The organism is Pseudoalteromonas sp. SCSIO_11900, from assembly GCF_000576475.1.
Taxonomy (GTDB): domain Bacteria; phylum Pseudomonadota; class Gammaproteobacteria; order Enterobacterales; family Alteromonadaceae; genus Pseudoalteromonas; species Pseudoalteromonas tetraodonis.
This window is the reverse complement of sequence record NZ_KK070023.1, coordinates 1,519,724-1,541,077: the sequence shown is the minus strand read 5'-3', so window position 1 is coordinate 1,541,077 and position 21,354 is coordinate 1,519,724. Positions and strand designations below refer to the sequence as shown.

At 40.3% G+C, this 21,354-nt stretch carries 24 protein-coding genes; 10 read left to right on the top strand and 14 right to left on the bottom strand.

The genetic code is table 11. The features are described from left to right. Window positions 1–33: 33 nt before the first annotated feature. Together BG00_RS07115 and proB are read right to left on the bottom strand one after the other, a co-directional pair. Window positions 34–393, bottom strand: coding sequence for a glutaredoxin family protein (locus BG00_RS07115; RefSeq protein WP_036981509.1), 360 nt, complete (start codon window positions 391–393; stop codon window positions 34–36). 107 nt (window positions 394–500) lie between these two features. After that, entirely contained in the window at window positions 501–1,604 is a 1,104-nt protein-coding gene (proB, locus tag BG00_RS07110; RefSeq protein WP_036983389.1) for a glutamate 5-kinase, read from the bottom strand. 131 nt (window positions 1,605–1,735) lie between these two features. Here proB and BG00_RS07105 point away from each other — a divergent pair, with 131 nt between their 5' ends. Then, window positions 1,736–2,695 carry a DMT family transporter gene (locus BG00_RS07105; RefSeq protein WP_036981507.1) on the top strand — a complete coding sequence of 320 codons (960 nt, stop codon included), beginning with the start codon at window positions 1,736–1,738 and terminating at the stop codon, window positions 2,693–2,695. Here the strand turns inward: BG00_RS07105 and BG00_RS07100 are convergent. From BG00_RS07100 to pdsO, 3 genes are read right to left on the bottom strand one after another with little or no spacing between them, the layout of a single operon-like run. Beyond that, the gene (locus tag BG00_RS07100; protein WP_036981504.1) at window positions 2,590–3,195 is read right to left on the bottom strand and encodes a class GN sortase; all 606 of its coding nucleotides are present in this window, start codon (window positions 3,193–3,195) and stop codon (window positions 2,590–2,592) included. The genes BG00_RS07105 and BG00_RS07100 overlap by 106 nt on opposite strands. Continuing rightward, the gene (locus BG00_RS07095) at window positions 3,192–5,186 is read right to left on the bottom strand and encodes a marine proteobacterial sortase target protein (protein WP_036981501.1); all 1,995 of its coding nucleotides are present in this window, start codon (window positions 5,184–5,186) and stop codon (window positions 3,192–3,194) included. The genes BG00_RS07100 and BG00_RS07095 overlap by 4 nt, the downstream gene beginning before the upstream one ends. Window positions 5,187–5,211: 25 nt before the next feature. Continuing rightward, the gene (gene pdsO / locus BG00_RS07090) at window positions 5,212–5,937 is read right to left on the bottom strand and encodes a sortase-associated OmpA-like protein PdsO (RefSeq protein ID WP_036981499.1); all 726 of its coding nucleotides are present in this window, start codon (window positions 5,935–5,937) and stop codon (window positions 5,212–5,214) included. Window positions 5,938–6,165: 228 nt separating this feature from the next. Between pdsO and pdsR the strand changes: the two genes are divergently transcribed. Both pdsR and pdsS read left to right on the top strand, forming a co-directional pair. Beyond that, window positions 6,166–6,861 carry a proteobacterial dedicated sortase system response regulator gene (pdsR, locus tag BG00_RS07085; RefSeq protein WP_036981496.1) on the top strand — a complete coding sequence of 232 codons (696 nt, stop codon included), beginning with the start codon at window positions 6,166–6,168 and terminating at the stop codon, window positions 6,859–6,861. After that, on the top strand, window positions 6,855–8,990 hold the full coding sequence (gene pdsS / locus BG00_RS07080) for a proteobacterial dedicated sortase system histidine kinase (protein WP_036981494.1): 2,136 nt from the start codon (window positions 6,855–6,857) through the stop codon (window positions 8,988–8,990). Before pdsR ends, pdsS begins: the two co-directional genes overlap by 7 nt. A gap of 7 nt (window positions 8,991–8,997) precedes the next feature. Here the strand turns inward: pdsS and BG00_RS07075 are convergent, their stop codons facing one another. Beyond that, a complete protein-coding gene (locus BG00_RS07075; RefSeq protein WP_036981492.1) occupies window positions 8,998–9,300 on the bottom strand; it encodes a hypothetical protein in 303 nt (100 codons plus the stop codon). Window positions 9,301–9,475: 175 nt separating this feature from the next. Beyond that, window positions 9,476–10,729 (bottom strand): multifunctional CCA addition/repair protein, encoded by a 1,254-nt coding sequence (locus BG00_RS07070; protein WP_036983387.1) that lies wholly within the window; start codon window positions 10,727–10,729, stop codon window positions 9,476–9,478. 136 nt (window positions 10,730–10,865) lie between these two features. Between BG00_RS07070 and BG00_RS07065 the strand changes: the two genes are divergently transcribed. Next, complete coding sequence (locus BG00_RS07065; protein WP_036981490.1) at window positions 10,866–11,084, top strand: hypothetical protein; 219 nt, start codon at window positions 10,866–10,868, stop codon at window positions 11,082–11,084. Window positions 11,085–11,089: 5 nt separating this feature from the next. Here BG00_RS07065 and BG00_RS07060 read toward each other — a convergent pair whose 3' ends face one another. From BG00_RS07060 to BG00_RS07040, 5 genes are read right to left on the bottom strand one after another with little or no spacing between them, the layout of a single operon-like run. Then, complete coding sequence (locus BG00_RS07060) at window positions 11,090–12,241, bottom strand: murein transglycosylase domain-containing protein (RefSeq protein ID WP_036981488.1); 1,152 nt, start codon at window positions 12,239–12,241, stop codon at window positions 11,090–11,092. 26 nt (window positions 12,242–12,267) lie between these two features. Beyond that, window positions 12,268–12,768, bottom strand: a complete 501-nt coding sequence (locus BG00_RS07055) for a DUF1543 domain-containing protein (RefSeq protein ID WP_036981486.1) — start codon at window positions 12,766–12,768, stop codon at window positions 12,268–12,270. Between the two features lie 24 nt (window positions 12,769–12,792). Further along, window positions 12,793–14,142 (bottom strand): sigma 54-interacting transcriptional regulator, encoded by a 1,350-nt coding sequence (locus BG00_RS07050; RefSeq protein ID WP_036981485.1) that lies wholly within the window; start codon window positions 14,140–14,142, stop codon window positions 12,793–12,795. Window positions 14,143–14,144: 2 nt separating this feature from the next. Next, entirely contained in the window at window positions 14,145–14,678 is a 534-nt protein-coding gene (locus BG00_RS07045; RefSeq protein WP_036981482.1) for a hypothetical protein, read from the bottom strand. 1 nt (window position 14,679) lies between these two features. Further along, window positions 14,680–16,134, bottom strand: a complete 1,455-nt coding sequence (locus BG00_RS07040; RefSeq protein ID WP_036981480.1) for a HAMP domain-containing sensor histidine kinase — start codon at window positions 16,132–16,134, stop codon at window positions 14,680–14,682. A 296-nt stretch (window positions 16,135–16,430) separates the two neighbouring features. Here BG00_RS07040 and BG00_RS07035 point away from each other — a divergent pair, with 296 nt between their 5' ends. The 5 genes from BG00_RS07035 to BG00_RS07015 all read left to right on the top strand — a co-directional run bounded on the left by BG00_RS07035 (window position 16,431) and on the right by BG00_RS07015 (window position 19,435). After that, window positions 16,431–16,664 carry an EF-hand domain-containing protein gene (locus BG00_RS07035; protein WP_036981479.1) on the top strand — a complete coding sequence of 78 codons (234 nt, stop codon included), beginning with the start codon at window positions 16,431–16,433 and terminating at the stop codon, window positions 16,662–16,664. A 12-nt stretch (window positions 16,665–16,676) separates the two neighbouring features. Then, the gene (locus BG00_RS07030; RefSeq protein WP_024602367.1) at window positions 16,677–16,904 is read left to right on the top strand and encodes a hypothetical protein; all 228 of its coding nucleotides are present in this window, start codon (window positions 16,677–16,679) and stop codon (window positions 16,902–16,904) included. 156 nt (window positions 16,905–17,060) lie between these two features. Continuing rightward, entirely contained in the window at window positions 17,061–17,297 is a 237-nt protein-coding gene (locus BG00_RS07025; protein ID WP_010387655.1) for an EF-hand domain-containing protein, read from the top strand. Between the two features lie 8 nt (window positions 17,298–17,305). Then, on the top strand, window positions 17,306–17,542 hold the full coding sequence (locus tag BG00_RS07020; protein WP_036981474.1) for a calcium-binding protein: 237 nt from the start codon (window positions 17,306–17,308) through the stop codon (window positions 17,540–17,542). Between the two features lie 204 nt (window positions 17,543–17,746). Continuing rightward, window positions 17,747–19,435, top strand: coding sequence for an amidohydrolase (locus tag BG00_RS07015; RefSeq protein WP_036981471.1), 1,689 nt, complete (start codon window positions 17,747–17,749; stop codon window positions 19,433–19,435). A 27-nt stretch (window positions 19,436–19,462) separates the two neighbouring features. Here BG00_RS07015 and BG00_RS07010 read toward each other — a convergent pair whose 3' ends face one another. Next, window positions 19,463–19,699 carry a YgjV family protein gene (locus tag BG00_RS07010; protein ID WP_036981470.1) on the bottom strand — a complete coding sequence of 79 codons (237 nt, stop codon included), beginning with the start codon at window positions 19,697–19,699 and terminating at the stop codon, window positions 19,463–19,465. A gap of 278 nt (window positions 19,700–19,977) precedes the next feature. Between BG00_RS07010 and BG00_RS07005 the strand changes: the two genes are divergently transcribed. Next, entirely contained in the window at window positions 19,978–20,634 is a 657-nt protein-coding gene (locus tag BG00_RS07005; RefSeq protein WP_013465733.1) for a Crp/Fnr family transcriptional regulator, read from the top strand. A gap of 49 nt (window positions 20,635–20,683) precedes the next feature. On the opposite strand, the gene BG00_RS07000 is transcribed toward BG00_RS07005, so the two are convergent. Continuing rightward, window positions 20,684–21,250 (bottom strand): phosphoribosyltransferase, encoded by a 567-nt coding sequence (locus BG00_RS07000; RefSeq protein WP_008111161.1) that lies wholly within the window; start codon window positions 21,248–21,250, stop codon window positions 20,684–20,686. Window positions 21,251–21,354 lie beyond the last annotated feature (104 nt).

The window sequence follows — 21,354 nt, the reverse complement described above, 5'->3', positions numbered from 1 at the left end:
TAAGTGAGATGGTATGAAATACCAATAAATATTTTAAGCGGCTACTTTGTTTAAGTAAGCAATAATATCGTTTGATTCATAAAGCCATTTAACTTGGCCATCTTGCTCAATACGTAAACAAGGTACTTTAACTTTTCCGCCTTGCTCTAATAGCTCTTGGCGGTATTGCTCATCATTTTTTGCATCGCGTGTTTCAATTTTTAAGCCTTCACGCTTAATTGAACGGCGCACTTTTACACAAAAAGGGCATGCTTTGAATTGATAGAGCTTAAATTGTGCGGTTTGCTGATCAAGCTTAGCTTGCTCTTGCGGATCACGTTTTTTGCTACGCGGCGTAAAAACAAAATTAAAAAATAAGATGATACAACCTAAAACCCAGCGAACTAATTTCATCTTCAATACTCTTTACAACAAATTTAAGGTGCAAGATTTTAACACAAAAAAGCGCAACACTATAAGGCGGATTATACGTTGCGCTATATCGTTAAAAAAGTGCTTAATTACAACACCACCATATCATCTCTGTGTAGTACTTCCACACCGCTATCGTAATCAAGTAATTGGCTGATTTGATTAGAATGTGCGCCTTTTATTTTATCGATTTCAAGATGGCTAAAGCGCGTTAACCCGCGTGCAATAATTTGCTGGTTTACATCAATTAAGTTAATTAAATCTCCACGTTCAAATTCACCAATGGCGCGCGTAATGCCTTTAGCAAGTAAACTGGCGCCCTTAGATTGCAAGGCATGCACCGCACCGGCATCAATTAAAATTTGGCCACTACTTTTAGGCCCTGCCAATAACCATTTTTTTCGGCCATCTTTAGGCGCGGTAAGTTTTAAAAAACGGGTGCCTGGCAGTTGCTCGCTCATGCATTTTAAAATCACATTTTCATCAGCGCCTTTGGCAATAATCACCTCAACCCCAGCTCTTCTGGCAATATCTGCGGCCTGTAGCTTGGTTGCCATACCTCCTGTGCCTAGGTTTGTACCACTGCCACCCGCAAGTTGGCGTAACTCATCATTAATATGGATAACTTCGTCAATCAAGGTGGCGTTAATGTCGGTGCGCGGATCGCTGGTAAATAACCCTTGTTGGTCGGTCAGTAGCAGTAATTTGTCGGCATTGGCTAAAATAGCCACCAATGCCGATAAGTTATCGTTATCACCTACTTTTATTTCACTGGTCGCAACCGCGTCGTTTTCATTGATGATCGGCACTACATCGTAATTTAATAAGGCATTGAGGGTATCGCGGGCATTTAAATAGCGCTCTCTGTCGTCAACATCTGCGCGCGTTAGTAGCATTTGCCCCACGTTAACGCCATACAACGCAAATAAACTTTGCCAAATATGAATGAGTTGCCCCTGTCCAATGGCGGCCAACATTTGTTTATCTATCAATGTGCGCCCACAGGGTTTTAATAGCTGTTCGCGACCTGCAGCAACCGCACCGCTTGATACTAAAATAACGTGATGACCTTGCTTTTTTAGCTCACAGCATTGGCGAACAAGTTCCACCATGTGTGCTTTGTCTAACTTATCGGTACCGCCAGTGAGTACACTTGTACCTAGCTTTACAACTACGACCTGATCCCTTTGCATGTTTTTTACTTTGCGCAATAAATGATGCATTTATTTATACCAGTTCGGTATTTTTGAACAAGTAAAAAATATTCAATCACCCCCTCTGCGTGCTAGGATCGCACTATATTCAACCTTTTAAATTACGCCTTATGCCTGCCAGTTTATGTTTAATTATTGCCACCTTTTTGTGGGGTAGCTCCTTTATTGCACTTAAATACGCGATTGCGATTTATGACCCAGCCTTGGTGATATTTTTACGTATGCTCACCACTTTACTGATTTCGTTATGTTTATGGCGCTACGTAATTCGCTTTGAATATTTAAAAGGCGATTGGAAGTACTTATTAGGCATGTCGCTGGCAGAGCCTTGCTTATACTTTTTATTTGAAGGCCACGCAATGGAATATACCTCAGCCTCTCAAGCGGGGGTGATTGTTTCTTGTTTACCCATTATTGTGGCACTTTTAGCATTTTTCATGCTCAAAGAGCATATTAGTAAAGCTATTGTGGTGGGCTTTACGCTGTGTATTGGCGGCAGTATTTTACTGACCTTGCTCTCACCGAGTTCAAGCCAAGCCCCAAACCCATTACTGGGAAATTTTTTAGAATTAATGGCCATGGTGTGCGCGGCATTTTATACCGTGTGTATAAAACATTTAGCTAACCGCTACTCCCCGCTCACATTAATTGCTCTGCAAGGCGTGAGTGGTAGTTTGTTTTTTGCTCCGTTTTTATTATTTATTGACCTACCCAGTGAAAACCAACACGATTTAACCGCACTAATGAGCATATTGTACTTAGGCTCTTGTGTTACTTTGGGTGGGTACGGCATGTACAACTATGCAATTAGTAAAGTGTCGGTATTAACCGCCGCGGCTTACTCTAATTTAATCCCTATTTTCACTTTAATTTTGTCAGCCATTATCCTCAACGAGGTACTAACTCTTGGCCAGTGGATCAGCATATTTGTGGTGTTTATAGGCGTAATGATTAGTCAACGCCATCAAGAGCTGGTGGTCGATATTCCTAACTCAACTTCGGGTGAGGATATTTCAGCCGACACTAACCATCTTAAATCGGTCCCCGAGGCCAGTGAATCAAAAGGGTAACAGGTTAATAAATACAACCCTGATTGCTGCAAAAAATCGGTGTTGTACTGATTAATTACCTCAACGTGTGTTACTGAATAATGCTGCACTTGGCCATTTTTAAGTTGTAGAGAAAATTGCTCCCCCACTTTAGCGTTTTTTAAAAACGCAAAGTGGGTATCGTTGTGGCCAGCAATAAGTGCTCCTTGCGAGTTACCAAAATCAGCCCCACCTAACTCCCCAGCAGGTAAAAAGTGGCTCGGCGCAAACGCTAAGTTTCTACCACTTGCGCCATCGAGCACGGTTAGTCGTTTATTATGCTTTGGCCATATAATTTGTGCCACTGGGTAACTATCAGCATAAAACCACGGCTTAATTTTTTTATTGGGCGATTTAAGGGTCGTTTGCCATGCTTGCTCTATTAACACTTGTGCAAGCCACGCCTTTGCCTGCATGTATACACCATGGCCAAACAAGCTCAAACCTAAGGCAAGTAAACCTATGCTTAGCCACTTTTTCATTTGCAGCGCCTTACTAACAACAGGCCACCTAGTAGCATTAAAGCCCCAAACACAATATGCATTTTGCTTTGCCCATCAGTTTGCGGCAAGCGCATACTCATTCCTTGCGGCATTGAATTAGCCACTTGTGTAGTTTGTTTAGCAACTTCTTTTATGGTCGTCTCTTCTATGGCAATAAACGCAGTAAATGGGCTAAGTAACTGATGCTCAAGCGCAAGTTGCTGCACTTGCTGTTTTACTTCACTTTGTTGGTTGTATAGCAATAATGACTTTATTTTTTGACGTGCCCAAAGCTTATCAATTCCTGTGGCTTTTGAGCTTGCTTGCGGATTAAGCTTAACCTTAAACTCCCCATGCGCCGTTTGCCCCGTAAAAGTAATTGCATCGGTAGTGTCTAATTTAATAGCCACCATAATAGGCTCAGCAAAATATAGGTCAGGCAAAGGTGAGGGCCAAAAATCTAAACTCTCTTCATTTTTATTTGTTAACGCTAAATTAGTCATCGCCGGGTGAGCAAGTTTATCAAACAACTGCTGCATTTTCGGCTGCACATCATGAGCACTGCTTATAAAGGTGTAAGTTCCCTTGCCTATATCAGCGGCACGACGCATAAAATAACGGTTAGGCGCGCTACCAATGCCCACGGTAAATAAACGGCTATCACCTAAAGCATGCGCAATATGTTTAAATAACTGATCTTCGTTACTTACGCTACCATCGGTTAAAAATACCACTTGGCGTACAAACCCTTCAAACTGTGTACCATCGAGTACTGCATCAAGTGCGCCTTTTATTTCAGTTCCGCCATCGGCTTGTAAATTATAAATAAAACGCTCTGCGCGACGTAAATTAAAGTCACTGGCAATTAATGGGGTCTCACTCATGGCTGCAACCTCATTATTAAAACTGACAATATTGAAGCTATCATCACTATCTAATAATGATAATGCGTAAAACAGCGCTTTTTTTGCTTGTTCAATAGACTGCCCATGCATAGATCCCGAAGTATCAACAACAAACACCATTTCACGCGGTAAACGCTGAGATTGAGTAAAACTATCGCTTGGCGGCATTAACATTGCTAACGCATACTGCTCACCATTTTGTGCTTGCTGAGTAAAAAGTGCAGCTTGCGCTTGCGCTATTTGAAGTGGCTTAAACTCAAGTACAAAGTCTCTATTTATGGCTTGCTGTGGTTTTAGCGCAATGCTGTATTGCCCAAATGCAGGGTTTTCAACATTAATTTGATGGTACTTAGCATTTATATCAACCAATTCTAAGCCTATATCCATGTTAATTGTTAAGCTTAAATCGCTGGCATTTTCCGCCTCATTGGTTTGTTTTGTATAAACAGGGCTTAACCACCCCTGTGGAGTGAACAAAGGTGCATTAGCGCTTTTTATCGCATGTTTATCTTGATCATCGTTAACTTCCCCTGTTATTGCATGATAGCGTGGCGTAATTGTGGTTGGAAAATGAATCGCAAAGGTTCCGTGTTGGTAATCAATAATCTCTTGATACTCAAGCGTTATAACTATTTCTTCTCCTGGCCCTACATTTGCCACATTTGTTATAAACATATTTGCACGTTGCTGTCGCAACAATGAAGCTTGTTTGCCTGCTTTTTTGGCAGCTTGGTACTGTTTTTCAGCTTGGCGTTTTTTTGCTATTTTACCGTTAATCACTCGCTCACCAATACGCATGGTCATTGCTTGCACGGCGCTTTCATCGGGTAAAGGAAATATATAACGTGCATTTACTGCAAAAGGATTTTCATTTATGTAGTGCTGCGTTACTACAACATGATTAATTAGTCCTGTTAGGGTCATTTTTGCATCACTTTTTAAAATAACCCCAGGATTAACCGCCACTCCTTGGCTATCAAACAAGGATAGTTTTGGCGACTGTGCATGGCTTTTAAAGCTGGCCAAAAGCACGATAATAATAAAAAGGCTTACCTTGGTAAGCACTTTGGTGGGTTTACTCAACATAAATCACTCCCTCGAACGCACGCTGTTAATTGCTTGCTGTTTGATTACTTGACTGATTTAGCGCACGGGTAGTGAGAGTAACGCGTCTGTCAAAAAAGTTATCTTCAAGGGTGTTACTGCTTGCTATGCTTTGCTGCTCGCCAAATGCTTGTGCGCTTAAACGTGTATGGCTTACACCTTGTTTAATTAAGTAACTTTTTACGGCGTTTACTCTGGCTTTTGAAAGTAATAAGTTTGCTTGCTCTTCACCACGCTGATCGGCAAAGCCACTTAAATCAAGTGCGAGTTGTGGCTGGCTTTTTAATAACGCAACTAATTGATCAAGCTGCTTAGCAAAATGAGGAGCAATATCGCTAGAGCCTGTTTTAAATTGCACTGTCATCGCCAATAAATTATTAAGCTGTGATTGCGTTAATTGCTCATTCTGCTGAGCCAATAGCTCAAGTTGCGCTTCTAAGTGACTGTTATGATTAAGAACATGTTGGTAGTCGTTGGTTTTTTCTGCCATAACTGTTAAAGCTTGTTGCTGCTCGGCAATAGTTTGCTCAGCCACCTTGGCATCGCCAATTAAGCCACCAGCAAATGCACCTACAAACGCGCCAATAGGCCCACCAACAACGCCACCAATAATGGCACCTGTGCTTAGGCCGACTATGGTTTCCTTTTTTGCTTCTTTCGATGGAGTATCCGCGGCAAAAGCAGGAGTGCAAAAAGTACTAACGAGTGTGAGTGCGATTAATGTTTTCTTCATGGTCTATTCCTTACTATTAATAATGGTTGGCAAGCTATTGGTTGGCACTTGCGTTGTATCTGTAATTTCAATAGTTGTATTAAAACACCATGAAGTGGCAACAAAAGGGATCAAAAATGGCAAACTGCTGAGCAATTGTGGCAAAAAAATGGCAATTGTGTTTTTAACCGTACTTAGCGCAAAAACTTCGCTATAGTGCGCCTAAGTCAATATGAGTAATTAATAAAAATGAAGAAAATAGCCATCATTGAAGATGAAACCGCAATCCGCGAAAACTACATAGAAATGCTGAGCGCTCAAGGCTATCAGGTGAGTGGTTATGAAAACCGCCCTCAAGCAGAAGCGGCCTTTAAAGAAGCGCTTCCCGATTTAGCCATTGTTGATATTGGTTTAGGCCATGAAATAGATGGTGGCTTTTTACTGTGCCAAACACTGCGTTCACTGTCTAAAACCTTACCGATTATTTTTTTAACCGCTCGCGACAGCGAAATAGACACCGTATGCGGCCTGCGCATGGGCGCCGACGACTACTTAACCAAAGACATTAGCTTAGCCCATTTAGCTGCGCGTATTGGCGCACTATTTCGCCGTATGGAAGCATTAGAGCAACCCGCCGATGCTAACGCATTAATAACTCGCGGCCAACTAACGCTCGATATGCAACGTATGCAGGTGCTTTGGCAACACCAGTTAGTTGATTTAACCGTAACTGAATTTTGGATGCTGCATTCACTCGCTCAGCGACCAGGACACGTTAAAAGCCGTAACGATTTAATGAGTGATGCTAAAATTTATGTAGACGACAGCACCATTACCTCGCATGTAAAACGTATTCGTAAAAAGTTTATAGCACTCGATAGCCAGTTTGACTGTATAGATACCGTGTATGGCATGGGCTACAGGTGGGAGCAACCCACATGCTGAGGTTTGGCCTACGCAGTAAATTTATCCTACTTTCGTGCTTTTTGTTTTTGTTGCCATGGCTTGGCTACGAATATGTATGGGAAATGGAAAAGTTTTTACGCCAAGGCCAAGAAAAAACGCTGGTAGGCACCACTCGCGCACTGGCCACGGCCCTGCACGAACGCCCCGCTTTATTTGACGAACAAACCAACTTTTTAGATCAGGTGGTAAAAGGTCGCGATCTCTATGCTTATAATTTAAAAAGCCCGATTCAGCTCGATGGCAAACTCAACGACTGGGACGCTTATCAATCGCTGTTTTGGCTTTATGATAAACGCTACTTACAAACAGCCAATGATAACCATCAACTGAGCAACTTATCTTTTAGCCATATGGTAGGTAAGTTTGATAATTACTTATATGCTGTATTTAAAGTCACAGATGACACTGTAATTTACCGTGCTAAAAACAGCCTCAGCATTACCAATAATGACTATGTAAAAATTGGTCTAAAAAATCCTGATGGACTATTTAATACTTATATTATTGCTCCGCGCCAAGATGGCTGGGTCAACGCATTTGATGCCAACAGTAAAATGCCTTTTACTAAAATTCAGGGCTTTTTTAAACAAACTGAAACTGGCTACAACCTTGAGCTGCGCTTTCCTTTGAGTATGCTTGGCAATAAACTGGGGTTTGCCATTGCCGATATTGATAGTAAACAGCCAAGCCAAACACTTAATATTATGTCTACATCCAACTTAAATAACCCAAATGATTTGGGCTCAGTACTGGTGCCCTCCCCTGAAATAAACCGTATATTAAAAGGCATGGGTCACAGCGGCAGTCGCATTTGGGTGGTCGATAATCATCACCGTGTTTTAGCGCAATCGGGCAATATTCAAAATGCCGATGGCGTATGGGCTGATGGACTAAAAAATCAAGCGCCAAAAACCGCATGGCAACGCTTTGAACAAACCTATTTGCATCCTTTGTACTATAAAATTTTAACCCGTCCCGAAGATGAGTTTATAGACACCCTACACGATGTCGCCTCAATGCAAGGCACTCATTTAGCCAAAGCACTCAAAGGCCAACCCGCATCGTCGTGGCGACTCACCCCCGACAATAAAGCAGTGATATTATCGGCTGCGTATCCTATTTGGATTGAGGATAAGGTGATTGGCGCAGTTATAGCTGAAGAAACCACCAATGGCGTGCGTACACTGCGTAATAAATCACTGGAAAAACTGTTTAATGTGATTTTAGCGGTTATGCTGATTGGTACTGTGACTTTGTTCTTTTTTGCTTCGCGTATATCGAGCCGCATTAGGCAACTACGCGATACCGCAGAGCAAGCCATTGATGCGCAAGGACGAGTAACAGGTCATATAAATTACAGCGATGCCAATGACGAAATTGGCGATCTGTCGCGTAGCTTTTCAAATATAGTGAGCCGCCTTGGTGGCTATACCGATTATTTAGAAAATATGTCGTCGCGATTATCTCATGAGCTGCGCACGCCGGTTGCGGTTGTACGTTCATCTCTTGAAAACTTACAAAGCTTGCAGCAAAGTGAACTGAGTCAAAAATACCTTGAGCGTGCCAGTGAAGGGGTTGAGCGCTTAGGGAAGATAATTACCACTATGAGTGAAGCCACCCGCCTTGAGCAAAGCATTCAAAGTAATGAGCCAGAGCCGTTTGATTTGCAAAAGGTGATCAATGGCTGCATGCAAGGCTACCAGCTAACTTACCCTAACCAGTTATTTACACTCAACATTTGCCAAAGCACACTGCCAATGCAAGGTGCCCCTGAATTTATAGCCCAACTGCTCGATAAGCTAATAAATAATGCCTTGGAATTTAGTGAAGCCAACACCGCGATTGAAGTTAGTCTTAAGCAAAGCGAAAACAAAGCAACATTAACGGTAAGTAATACAGGTACTTTATTGCCTGAGGGGCTTACTGAACATATTTTTGATTCTATGGTATCGGTGCGCAGCCAACAAATGCAGCAACAACCGCATTTAGGTTTAGGACTTTATATTGTCAGGCTGGTGTGTGATTACCACAAAGGTACAGTAACGGCGCACAATAATGAGCAAGGTAATGGGGTGGTATTTACTGTGAGCTTGCCACTTAATAACTAAAGGTTCCCTAGAAGCTATGCCTCTTTTTTAACAAGCGATACAAAGTATCCATACGCTTATGCGCTTGCTGCACCTTTGCTTGCGCCTCAACTTTTATAGTTAAGATAAGTAGTAACAACAGATAAAAACTAGGCTGAGCTAATACGTCTGGGAACATCAATGAAACAAATGCGATATAAGCAAAACTGCCAAATAATCCCTTAAAAATATCAAAGGGTTTAGATGAGTGTTTTTCAAACTCATCTTCAAGAACTCGTTTTTTTTCAGCTTCGCTTATCGCTAATTTTGCGTTAATTTGTTCTGGTGTCATTAAATTAACTCCTTTTAAGATAAATACAATTATGGATATGCAGCTTTCACTATTAAGAATGATAAGCAAACTCAATTGTATCGCTATTTGGTAAAAGTGACGAGCAAAAAAGGCTGAAACGTCCTAGTTATAGCAAGGACGTTTAAAAATGACTTAATGCAATATTACAATCAGTTTAAGTGACCTTGGGAGTGTTAGTGTTTAAAAACGCTTTAATGCAGTCTATTTCTGCCTGTTTGACCGTTTCGCCTATTTCGGGGCCCTTTTTGCCGCTTTTAAGCGCGTCTTGCACTATCTGCTTTTTATCCATTTTTTGTAGTTCATTGTGAATAGCACGTAATTTAGCGGCTTGTGGATAGGGCTTATCCACCAGTGTTTCGCCTCGCCCTTGTGCATCACACTGGCACGCTTGAGTAAAGGCAATAAAACGCTCTGGGTGCACTAGTGCATTTAAATTAGTGACGATTAATTTATGAATGGTTTGCGGCCTTAATTGTTCAAGTGTGTGGCAAAGGGTATGGTTATCACTGGTGAGCACGCCGATATCACGAAAGCGATTAGGTACTTTTAAACGTTCACAAAAGGCCTCAACTACAGCAACCCCTTCACGTTCATGGCCGCGTAAATTACCGCGTTTTTTATAGCTTAGCGCTTTACCAAAGTCATGGGTTAAAGCAGCAAAACGCGTTTCTAGGTTAAAGCCTAAATCGGCTGCTCGTCTAAGCACTAGCATGGTATGGACAAACACATCGCCCTCGGGGTGATGATTTGCAGGCTGCGGGGTGTTTTTCATCTGCTCTATTTCAGGAAAAATACCTAACCCATCTAATGCTTGAAAATAAAGTTCAGGGTGTTTTTCGCCAAGCGCTTTTTCTGTTTCAAGCCAGACTCGCTCTGGTACTAGATGTTCCAACTCGCCTTTATTTTTAAGCTCATGCATTAATGCAGTAGTACTTGGATGAATAGACCAGTCACTACCATAACGGGCTAAAAAGCGGGCAATACGTAATACCCGAACAGGATCTTCTACAAATGCTTGGGTGGTGTGGCGCAGTATTTTATTTTTTAAATCATCTTGACCATTAAAAGGATCAATAATAGTGCCGTTTTCGTCTAGCGCCATAGAGTTAATGGTTAAATCTCGGCGTGCTAAATCTTCTTCAAGGGTTACGTTTGGGCTGGCATCCACCACAAAGCCGGTATAGCCTTTACCATTTTTACGCTCAGTGCGCCCTAGTGCATATTCTTCTTTAGTGTTTGGGTGTAAGTAAACCGGAAAATCGCTGCCAATGGGTAAAAAGCCAAGCGCTTCCATAACCTCTGGCGTTTCACCAATAACAACATAGTCATTATCTTTTGATTGTATGTTTAGCAGTTTATCTCGCACTGCTCCACCCACTAGGTAAACTTGCTTTAAACTCTGTTGCACTTTATTCCCAACCACTACTTTTAAGCTTTTCTTTGATGTTAATCATACCTAATAGTCATTAAAAAATCTGTGTTGTTTGCCAAGCTTTATTAAGCTCATTACAATAGCGCATTATTTTTTAATACCTAAACAGCGAATGAAAAACCACTCAGCAAAAAAAGAACTTATGTTACTGCCCATCCTTTTGGTGGTTATTATTATGTGTGTTGCAGGGCATTTCTTGCTGCAGGCTAATTTTCAAGACAGCCATTTGGTTGAGTATTTGTTAGCTGCAATCCCATTTGCTATGTTTGGCTTAGTAATAGTAGCCTTTAAAATGGCAGCCAAAAGTGAACAACAAGAAAATGATGAGTAAATAAGTTACTGATAGTTTTTTTCTGCTTTAGTGACTTTGTATAAATAGCGTCTTGATTCTGCACGTGAGTGCTTAGTGGTGAGAATATTATAAAACTGGCTTGCAGTAAGCTGATTTATTTGTGAAAACGCCACACTTCTATTTTTATTAAATATACGCAGAACATTACCCGCCCCGCCGTTATAAGACGAGATCATGGCAAAGTGCTTACTTTTGTCGGTACTAATTTTGTTTAAGTAGTTATTTTTTAAAATACTTAAATAGGCGCTGCCAATATCAATGTTATGTTTTGGATTAAACAATACTGCTTTGGTTGGTTGCCCAGGTACTTTTTTTATTTTTTGGTATACATCGCGCCCTGCGGTAGCGGGGATCACTTGCATTAATCCATAGGCATTGGATGAACTCACCGCATGTGGATTAAAGCTACTTTCGGTTTCAATAATGGCATAAATAAGTGCTGCCGATATTTGATATTTTTTTGCAGCCGCCAGCACATAATCACTGTACTTTTGCTTTCTTAAATGGGCATTTTGCTCGACTAAATCAAAACTAACCGACGAAATAACGTGCCCATATTGACGTTGCTTTTTTAAGTTATTATTTACTAAATAACGCGCAAATCGATTAGCACGCCAGCTATATTTTATGGGTAACTTATCTTGATCGAGCACTTGTTGGTATAAAAACGGCTCGCCTTCTAAAATTGGTGCTTCGCTGGTAAAAATATCGGTTTTATCGGGGTCGCTGGAGGTCAGTAAGGTCATAACAATGGCCTGCTGTAACAAGCTTATTGTATTTTTTAACGCGATGGTTTCTACTTTTACAGTGCCTTGCTCAAAATCAATAATGGCACGCGCTTGGTAATCATTACTGTATTTTACGTATTTTTTGGCACTAGGTTGCTGAGTGTTTTGTTTACCCCACTTGCGCCCAACAACGCTTTCTAATGCGGCTAAAAGCTGTTTTACGCTACCAACCTGTGCCTTAATAGAACGGTGTGTTTTTTGTGCTTGCTTGTGAATTGCAACCACATTGGTCGGGTCGTTTTTTACTTGCTTTACCAGTTTATTTAAATCAACAACGGGCGATAAACCCGACAGTGATTTACAACCACTTAAGCCAACTAGCAAAAGTATAAACGCATACTTTTTCACACAATATCCAAACAAATGCTTAGCAACTATAATACATGATAACCGAACCAGTCCGGTTTAATTGGTTGTGCTTGGCCGCTTGGGGTTAGCTTAATATTAAGCTGACTATCGAGTAAATCAATCGCAAAGCAGTCATCAACATCATATAAATCATCTTTATGAAGATGACTCAGCCCTGCTAATAAGTCATTTTTAGCGCGTTGTTTTGCTTCTTCACTACTACTGGCAACATACAAAGCAAAGTCGTGTTGCTCTGCTAATGAGTCGCTTCTGTAAGCACCTAAGTTAACAAAATAAAGTTGCTTATTTTGCTCTACATAACTATCAACTACCTCGATTTTATAACCATCAATGTGATTAACCGCCATGTAGCTATCCATGTGTACACTGTTTTTATCACCCACCCATTGGCTTTTTAATTTGGTATAGGTTTGCTCAATATTTTGGCCTACCACAAAACGTACGTCGTGCATTTCTATGTGGCAACCTTGAATACGCCCACCTAAATACACCATGAATAACTGCATGCTCACTTCCTTTTAAAAACCAAATTAAATTAAACTATCTACGTCAATCTCATGCTTTTTAATCAACTTATAAAAATCAGAACGATTACGCTTGGCAAGTTTGGCGCCTTCTGCCACATTGCCCCCTGCCATTTTCAGGGTATTAATTACATAGTCTCGTTCAAATTCTTTTTTAGCTTCATTAAGTGATAATGGCTCAACGTTGCTTTCATTACTGTTTAGGGCACTAAGCACTAAATGTTCAGATATAACCTCACTAGGAGTCAACGCAACCACCTGCTCCACTACATTTTGTAATTGACGTATATTTCCTGGCCAATCATACCTTACTAGGGCATGCATGGCATCGCTTGCAAAGCGCTTTTCTTTTTGCTCCATACGCTTTGCGATGTTGGCACTAAAAAAGTTGGCTAATAAGCTAATATCTTCACGGCGTTCACACAGCGGGGGCAACTTTAAGTTTACGACGTTTAACCTGTAGTATAAATCTTCTCTAAACTGTTGATTGCTAATCGCTTCAGGCAGGTTTTTGTGGGTTGCAGAAACAATTCGCACATTAATAGGAATTTCTTCTTGAAAGCCCACAGGGCGAATGGTTTTTTCTTGTAGCACACGCAATAACTTAACTTGCAAATTTAGAGGCATATCACCAATTTCGTCTAAAAATAAGGTACCGCCTTGCGCTTGCTGAAATAGGCCTTGGTGATCTTTTACAGCTCCTGTAAATGCCCCTTTTTTATGACCAAATAGCTCTGATTCTAATAGCTCACCAGGCACGGCCCCACAGTTTATTGCCACAAATGGACCATTACTAACATGGCTATGCTGATGAATCGCCTGCGCAAGCAACTCTTTACCGGTACCGCTGGCACCAGAAATAAGCACGTTAACTTGTGTAGGCCCTAATAGTTTAACTTGCTCCAGCAAATGCAGCATAGCGCCACTGCGGGTGACAATATTACTTTGCGGAGTAATATCATCATTATTAACCCCATGTATCTCAATGGCTTTGGCTAGGCTGTCAAACAGCTCATCTTTATCAACGGGTTTTGTGATAAAGGCAAAAATACCTTGCTTGGTGGCCTCTACCGCATCAGGGATAGATCCATGAGCCGTCATCATAATAACAGGCAACGCAGGGTAGCGGTTTTGCAATTGTCGGTGCAGCGCCATGCCGTCCATTTCATCCATTCTTAAATCGGTAATCACCGCATCAAACACTTGGTTTTTAAGTAGTTGTAATGCGTTCATACCACTATCACAGGTCGTTACTTCATAACCCTTTGATTGAATTCGAATAGCCAGTAATTGCAGCAAGCTGGCATCATCATCAACGAGTAAAACTTTAGCACTTGATGGAAGTGTGACTGACATAGTTACTGCTCCTTGGTTTCTTCACGTAGTAAAAGTTGCTGTTCAATTGCGGCTAATGACGACAAGGTTTTTTGCATTTTGGCGTTCAATGCTTGCTGTTGTTTTTTTGCATCTATTTGCATTAATACGTGCTGTTTTTGCAGCCATAAATAGTGCTTTATATCATCGGGCCAATAGTACGCCTGATCCAGCTTAAGTAATTGACTCATAACAGTATCAGGGTCGCGACTAAGGTTGACGCATGCGGTATTAAAAAATGCCTTAAGTGCTTGTTCCCCTAAGTAAGTTTCATTGTCAGGCGTTAATTTAAAGCCACCACACTGATTGGCATGCCAAGCAATAACTTGCGCTGCAGAGGGATATATTGGCTCTGATTTTGGCCGAGGTTTGGGGTTTGGCTGATTCGTTTTTTTATCTGGCTTAGAGGGTACATTTAATGCTGATTCATCCTGTGTTTGAGTGTTTGTTATTTCACACCCAGATAAAAAAACAAGACTGCTGGTTAGCCATACAATAGCCATTAAACGCGCAGACATATTATTTAACTCCTTTATTTTTATAGGGGATGACAATGTTAAATCGACAGCCTTGCGGCTCATTATGCTCAATTTTTAGTTGTCCATGTAACTGTTCAACTGACTCTTTGACTATAGTAAGGCCTAAACCACTGCCTTGTAAGCTAATCTCTTTGGTATGTTTACCTTGATAAAACGCCCCAAAAACATGTTCTCTTTCATGCTCTTTAATGCCACAGCCCTCATCTGCCACCTGCATATTTAGGCCGTTATTTTCTAGACTCAAGCTAATAGTAACGACTTGGTTTGGCTGAGAAAACTTTAAGCCATTGGAAATTAGCTGAATTAAAATCATTTCAATTAACTCCCGTGGCAAACTAAGAGAAATATTAGGTAAACTATTGTGCCAAATAAGCGATTGTTCTCGCGCATTTAAGCGGTGCTCAAAGTGGTTATTTACCTTTTTTATTAGCTGATTAAATTCCACTTCACTGACGTTGTCTTTACTGGTGCGAATGGCGTTATAACTCAATAAACTGTCTATCATAGTACGTAGCCTCACCATCGATTGACTGATCAGCCCAAGTACCGCTTTTTGCTCGTTATTGATGGGGCCAACGATTTCATCGGCTAGTAATTCAGTGCCCTCAACCATAGAAGCCAAAGGAGTTTTTAATTCGTGAGTAACGTGGCGTAAAAATGTATCTTTTTGTTGTTCTAACATATGCAGCTGCGCTTGCACCCACTGCAACTTGTTACCTAACTCTATGAGTTCAGCTGATCCCTGCACCGATATTTTTTGCTGCCAATCTCCTTGGCCTAATTTATCAATCACTGAGGTTAAGCTTTTTAAGCGCCCGCTTATGCGCCACAAAAACCCGCCACCAACAAGTAGCGTTAAAGGCGTAAGTGCAACCAACCAGTTTATAAAGGAAGCTTGTAAATTTGTGAGCTTAATTTGGTTTTGAGTGATTTTGGCTTCATTTTCCTCACGCAACCACAATGTTAGCTCCGCTAGTATTTCGCTGATTGGCACAAATAATTCAGCTTGTTGACGCGCTTCAACCACAAGTTGAGTATGCGCCGTTTGCAAAGTATCCGTTAGCCGTTGCCATTGGTGTGTATTTGCTTGGTTATTTGAAAGCTGTTTTAGCTCATTGATGTTTTGCAATGATGATTGCCATTTATCTACGATTAGCTTATCGAGTGAGTCGCTCTTTAATACCCAGTTTTGTCTTGTTGCCCTTTCTAAACTATTAAGCTCTTGCTTAAGCACATTAAACGACTTAGTTACTTGGTAATTATTACTCACAATTTGCTGAGTGACCGCTAATTGCTTATTTAATACATTTAAAAACACAATAACTACTATAGATAAGGGCAGCAGCGACAACAGCATGCTCATTACAAATTGGCCAATTAAATTGGGGCGCCAATTTATCAATGCTTTATATTTTTCAGCCATGACTGCGGGCATACAAAAGTCCTTTGCTATTTTTTAACGTTCTATTATTAAGTGCTCAACTTATACACTCGCTGAACCATCAAGGATAAAAACCCCTACTGTCTCAAAATAGCGACAAGTTAAGCAATTGATTTAAAAAATTTTAAACGCTTATAACTGCAAAATTGTTGCATAAAACACACAGTTACTTGTAAAAATTACGCACCAACCACCACAAAAAAACATAACCCGCTGATTATTAATAAAAATTAATATTGGCATCATTTTTGTAATGGATACATTAATATTAATTTTAAAAGAGCCAAGGAATGTTCAGAAATAATTTACAGAACGCTGCACTTATTGGTCTGTGCCTAACCAGTACTCATTTATTCGCTCTTGATGTAGATGCTGAATTTAATCGTTTAGACAAAGACAGTAATGGCACATTAAGTGAAGCTGAAGCAGGTGAAGATGCTTTATTACATGAGAACTTTGCACAGATAGACACCGATGAAAACGGACTCATATCTCTAAATGAATTTAAGCTGTTTATAAAATAAAGGAGTACATTCATGAAACAACTAATTGGTGCTTTTTCGCTCCTATTTTTAGCTATTAGTGCCACCGCACTGGCATCGCCATTAAATGTACGTTTTATGCATTTAGATAAAAATATGGATGACCAAATATCGCTTGTTGAGGCAAAGCAAGATAAACAATTACTTAAGCAGTTTGCCGATTTAGACAAAGATAACAACGAGATGATTTCTAAAAAAGAATTCCAAAACTTTAAACCTTAAGTTTAGATTCAAGTTTAATCTATTAGTATAGAGTTAAAAGCACTTGCCATAATCCCTGAGGGAGTGTGTAAACGGATTTAATGTTGGGAGTTAAATTATGGCAAGTGCTTTCTTTCAATACTGTCAGCAATTAAAATACACCTTGGAACGCCAACTATGAGAATACTGCTTCCCTTTATTGGTGCTTTACTTTTTATCAGCCAAAGTGCATTCGCACTTGATGTAAAGCAACGCTTTGACCACTTGGACAAAAATAATGATGGATATTTAACCCATAGCGAGCTTGCTGCTCAGCCTCAGCTATTAAACTCATTTTCAAATTGGGATGAAAATCAAGATAACAGAATTTCTTTAACTGAGTTTAAAAACTACTTAACCACTAACCTGTACTGAGCATTTATATGAAGCCTTTTCATAATATTATTTTACTAACACTGACTGTTTTTAGCTGTATGAGTTTTGCAACAAGCAGTTATATTGCCGAAAAGTTTGAAAAACTTGACCGCAACCAAGATGGCTTTTTAACTTACCCTGAAGCTGCCAGTGATCCTGCTTTATGGTCACGTTTTGGCAGTTATGACCGTGATAAAGACGCACAATTATCATTAAGCGAATACAGCTTGTACGCCAGTAAATAAATAGCCCCACTCAATTAAAGCTTGGTTAACAATATCAAGCTTGAAAAAGTTTAACTCCTATTGTTAACACATCCTATTTCACCCTTAACTTGTTGCTTGCTTTAGCTAAAAGCTGACTTATACGACGCTTAATAAATTATGCTATTGGTATTCTAAATTTGAGTTTGCTACTGTGATAGTACAAATAATAACAACATACCTCTTATGCAACTCAATAAATTAATTAAACCGGTATTACTAGCAAGCCTCTGCGCCTTATCTAGTGTGGCAATTGCACAAACGAAAGTAATATATAATGCCAATGGCTACACCCCTTTATACAAAGGAAAAATGCGCCATGGCGAAGTAAATACATTTACAACCTTAGTCATAAAAGATGGCAAAGTAGTTAAAACAGGTCCAGACAGCTTGAAAAATAGCTTTCCGGGCGCAACCCTAATTGACGCGAAAGGCAAAACACTACTCCCAGGGCTCATTGATGCCCATGGACATGTCATCGGACTTGGTAATAATTTGTCACAGCTTGATGTGCGCGGTGCAAAATCAGTCGATGAAATAACTGCTAAGCTCAAGGAATTTGTCAAAGGTAAAAAAGGTTGGATCATTGGTCGAGGCTGGAACCAAGAGCTATGGTCAAATACTCGCTTTCCTACGGCCGCTGACTTAGACAAAGTCGTTAACGATCGCCCTGTTATTTTATCGCGAGTAGATGGTCACGCCATTTGGGTTAACTCAAAAGCATTAGAACTTGCCAATATTAACGCTGACACACCAGCCCCAGCAGGTGGAGAAATTATAAAAGACGAGTTTGGCAAACCAACCGGTATTTTTATAGATAAAGCAGAGACCTTGGTTACCCAGCATATGCCTGCAACGTCTGCGCAATCGGTTAGCAATGCATTAGATGCCGCAGGTAAACATTTGTTAAGCTTAGGCATTACCTCAACACACGATGCAGGTATTGATAAAACCACGTGGCAAGTTTATAAACAGCGCGCTGAGTTAGGTACATTACCGCTTAGAATTGTAGCGATGTTAAGTGCAGCAAGCCCAGATTTAAACATGATGCTTAAAGCGGGTCGGTATCAAGATGCTCAAGATTTTTTATCTATTCGCAGTGTAAAAATTTACGCTGACGGTGCCTTAGGGTCACGCGGTGCCGCGCTTATTGAAGAATACGCAGACAGAGCAAACCACTTTGGCCTAATGCTTGAAACCCAACAAAAGCTAGAACAATTATTTACACTCACTTTTAAAAGCGGGTTTAGTGCAAATACCCACGCAATTGGTGATAGAGCAAATAAAATTGTGCTCGATGCCTATCAAAATGTATTTAAGCAAACCGGTGGTATACTACTGCGTAATCGCATGGAGCATGCACAAATAGTCTCGCCGGAGGATATACCGCGCTTTAAAACCCTGAAAATAATTCCATCAATGCAACCTGTGCATGCTACATCTGACATGCATATGGCAGAGCAGCGTTTAACCGATAAACAACTCAAAGGCGCATACGCTTGGCAAACATTCTTAGAGCAGGGGTCGACTATTGCAGCGGGTTCTGATTACCCTGTCGAGTTGGCGAATCCGTTTGATGGCTTATATTCTGCCATTACACGTATGGATCATAATCAATTGCCTGAAAATGGTTGGCGCGCCAGTGAAGTGTTAAGCAGAGAAGATGCATTACATGCGTTTACCCTTGGCGGCGCGTATGCAGCGCATCAAGAGTTTAAGCTAGGGAGTTTAGAGCAAGGTAAATGGGCTGACTTTATACTGGTTGATCAAGATTACTTTAAAGTCCCCATTGAGCAGCTATACAAAACTCAGGTGCTGCAAACGTGGATTGCGGGTACGTTACGCTACGAAAAAGACGCTACAAAAGCTGAGTAATTAAAAACAAAAAAGGGTTAACTTGCGTTAACCCTTTTTTGTATCAACTTTTGACTGACGATATAGCTTAATAATGTGATAAATATTAACCAAAGCCAACAAGCCGTTGGTAAAAGCCACCGGCATTGAGCCTATAGCCGCACCGTAAAAAGTAAACGCAATACAGCCCAATAAATTAAACCAACGTAGTTTGGTTACATCAGTCATGGTTAATGATATGACTAATAAGACGGATGCTAAATAACCTAAATATTCCCAACTCAATTGTTCTCTCCTAGGCTTTAGGTTAGTATTACGCGTTAAATTTTAGTACATTATTAAGCTACGCTACGCAGTAGTTAAAATAAAAAAGCTAACTTACCAATAAAACCTTAAAATATACTGGTTAATACCACAATTTTTAATCATTACACGGAAGAATGAAGGTCATTTAACGCTGTTAATTATATTAACGGCGTGGGCAAGTTAGCATAAATTCTTAATCTTAATGCTATCGTCATTAAGGTGTAATAAATAGGACAATTGTCCGAAGAGCATGATTGATGTTTCAATACCATTTTTCCAGTTACCTTGTTGATCAACTGCTGACGTTTGCCGGCAGTAGTTTTCAGCAATCAAAAAAAGAAATATTAATACAGCAAGACCAACCGTTAACTAAGTTGGTGTTAGTGCGAAGTGGAACTGTATCGTTTAGTTACGATGTAGGTAATGGCAGGCGCCTGCTTCTTGGCCAACTCGACTGTAACAATACCCTAATTGGCGAAATTGAAGCACTTAATAATAACCCCTGCATTTACACGGTAACCTGCTTTAGTGATGTCACGTACAACTTGATTGAATTAAAACATTGGCGCGCATTATTGCTCGACAAACCCGAGCTAAGCTTATATACGGCGCAAACGATTGCGGCTAAGTTTCAAGAAAATCAAAAAATTAATTTAGATAAGCTGTTACTGCCGTTGAGCTACAATATTGCCAAAGACTGCTTATTACGTGCAGAGAATAACAATCCCACTTTATTACGTGCTTACCCTACGGTAAATGCAGAAGCTGAGCGTTTTGCAACCACTGAGCGTGCATACAGGCGTGTAGTGAGTGAGTTAGTAGAGAAAAACTTAGTGCAAAGAAGCACACAAGGACTACAAGCTGTCGATATTCCTAAATTAAGTGACTATGTAGATAGCTTTGCACAGCTTTAAAGACAATAAAAAAGGCCATTAAGGCCTTTTTTATTGAGCAAAATCACGTTTACTTTTCAAGTAAAATATCGTGGATTTTAGCTAAATCAGATTTACCTTCAATAATTTCATCCGGCGTTAAACCTGATAATTCATGCGGGAATACTAACCATTCTTCAGATTCATGAATGTAGTAATCAGGCACTGTATCAACTTTTGAATTTTTTGGCTTGTAGTATGGACAAGCAATACGAATATCACGTGGTAAGTTTAAACGCATTAGCTCAGAAAGCTTCTCTTTTAACGCTACAATACTACGACCTGAGTCAAAAACATCGTCAACAATCAGTAAAGAGTCACCAGCATTTGCGTTCTCAACTATGTAGTGTAAACCATGTACTTTGATTTCTTTTGATTGCTTACCAATACCGTAATAAGACGAGGTACGAACCGCAATGTGATCCGTTTCTATGCCTTTGTAATCATAATATTCCTGAACAGCTATCCCAATTGGAGCACCACCGCGCCATATACCAATAATAAAATCTGGACGAAAGCCATCTTTATACACTTGTGCCGCTACGCGGAATGAATCTTCAAGTAATTGTTGAGCCGTGATATAGCACTTTTCTGACATAATAAGGATCCCAGTGGTATGTATAATATTTGAGCGAGGTTTAAATAAAAATAGATGCCCAAACACGTAATGGCGAAAGATTTTACCGTAAATAAAACAAAATT

Coding starts and splice junctions, on each gene's coding strand:
- pdsS (WP_036981494.1), top strand. CDS start 6,855: ATGCTGAGGTTTGGCCTACGCAGTAAATTTATCCTACTTTCGTGCTTT.
- BG00_RS07025 (WP_010387655.1), top strand. CDS start 17,061: ATGAGAATACTGCTTCCCTTTATTGGTGCTTTACTTTTTATCAGCCAA.
- BG00_RS07100 (WP_036981504.1), bottom strand. CDS start 3,195: ATGAAAAAGTGGCTAAGCATAGGTTTACTTGCCTTAGGTTTGAGCTTG.
- BG00_RS07020 (WP_036981474.1), top strand. CDS start 17,306: ATGAAGCCTTTTCATAATATTATTTTACTAACACTGACTGTTTTTAGC.
- BG00_RS07035 (WP_036981479.1), top strand. CDS start 16,431: ATGTTCAGAAATAATTTACAGAACGCTGCACTTATTGGTCTGTGCCTA.
- BG00_RS07065 (WP_036981490.1), top strand. CDS start 10,866: ATGAAAAACCACTCAGCAAAAAAAGAACTTATGTTACTGCCCATCCTT.
- BG00_RS07030 (WP_024602367.1), top strand. CDS start 16,677: ATGAAACAACTAATTGGTGCTTTTTCGCTCCTATTTTTAGCTATTAGT.
- BG00_RS07015 (WP_036981471.1), top strand. CDS start 17,747: ATGCAACTCAATAAATTAATTAAACCGGTATTACTAGCAAGCCTCTGC.
- proB (WP_036983389.1), bottom strand. CDS start 1,604: ATGCAAAGGGATCAGGTCGTAGTTGTAAAGCTAGGTACAAGTGTACTC.
- BG00_RS07050 (WP_036981485.1), bottom strand. CDS start 14,142: ATGTCAGTCACACTTCCATCAAGTGCTAAAGTTTTACTCGTTGATGAT.
- BG00_RS07075 (WP_036981492.1), bottom strand. CDS start 9,300: ATGACACCAGAACAAATTAACGCAAAATTAGCGATAAGCGAAGCTGAA.
- pdsR (WP_036981496.1), top strand. CDS start 6,166: ATGAAGAAAATAGCCATCATTGAAGATGAAACCGCAATCCGCGAAAAC.
- BG00_RS07000 (WP_008111161.1), bottom strand. CDS start 21,250: ATGTCAGAAAAGTGCTATATCACGGCTCAACAATTACTTGAAGATTCA.
- BG00_RS07055 (WP_036981486.1), bottom strand. CDS start 12,768: ATGCAGTTATTCATGGTGTATTTAGGTGGGCGTATTCAAGGTTGCCAC.
- BG00_RS07040 (WP_036981480.1), bottom strand. CDS start 16,134: ATGCCCGCAGTCATGGCTGAAAAATATAAAGCATTGATAAATTGGCGC.
- pdsO (WP_036981499.1), bottom strand. CDS start 5,937: ATGAAGAAAACATTAATCGCACTCACACTCGTTAGTACTTTTTGCACT.
- BG00_RS07095 (WP_036981501.1), bottom strand. CDS start 5,186: ATGTTGAGTAAACCCACCAAAGTGCTTACCAAGGTAAGCCTTTTTATT.
- BG00_RS07045 (WP_036981482.1), bottom strand. CDS start 14,678: ATGTCTGCGCGTTTAATGGCTATTGTATGGCTAACCAGCAGTCTTGTT.
- BG00_RS07005 (WP_013465733.1), top strand. CDS start 19,978: ATGTTTCAATACCATTTTTCCAGTTACCTTGTTGATCAACTGCTGACG.
- BG00_RS07105 (WP_036981507.1), top strand. CDS start 1,736: ATGCCTGCCAGTTTATGTTTAATTATTGCCACCTTTTTGTGGGGTAGC.
- BG00_RS07115 (WP_036981509.1), bottom strand. CDS start 393: ATGAAATTAGTTCGCTGGGTTTTAGGTTGTATCATCTTATTTTTTAAT.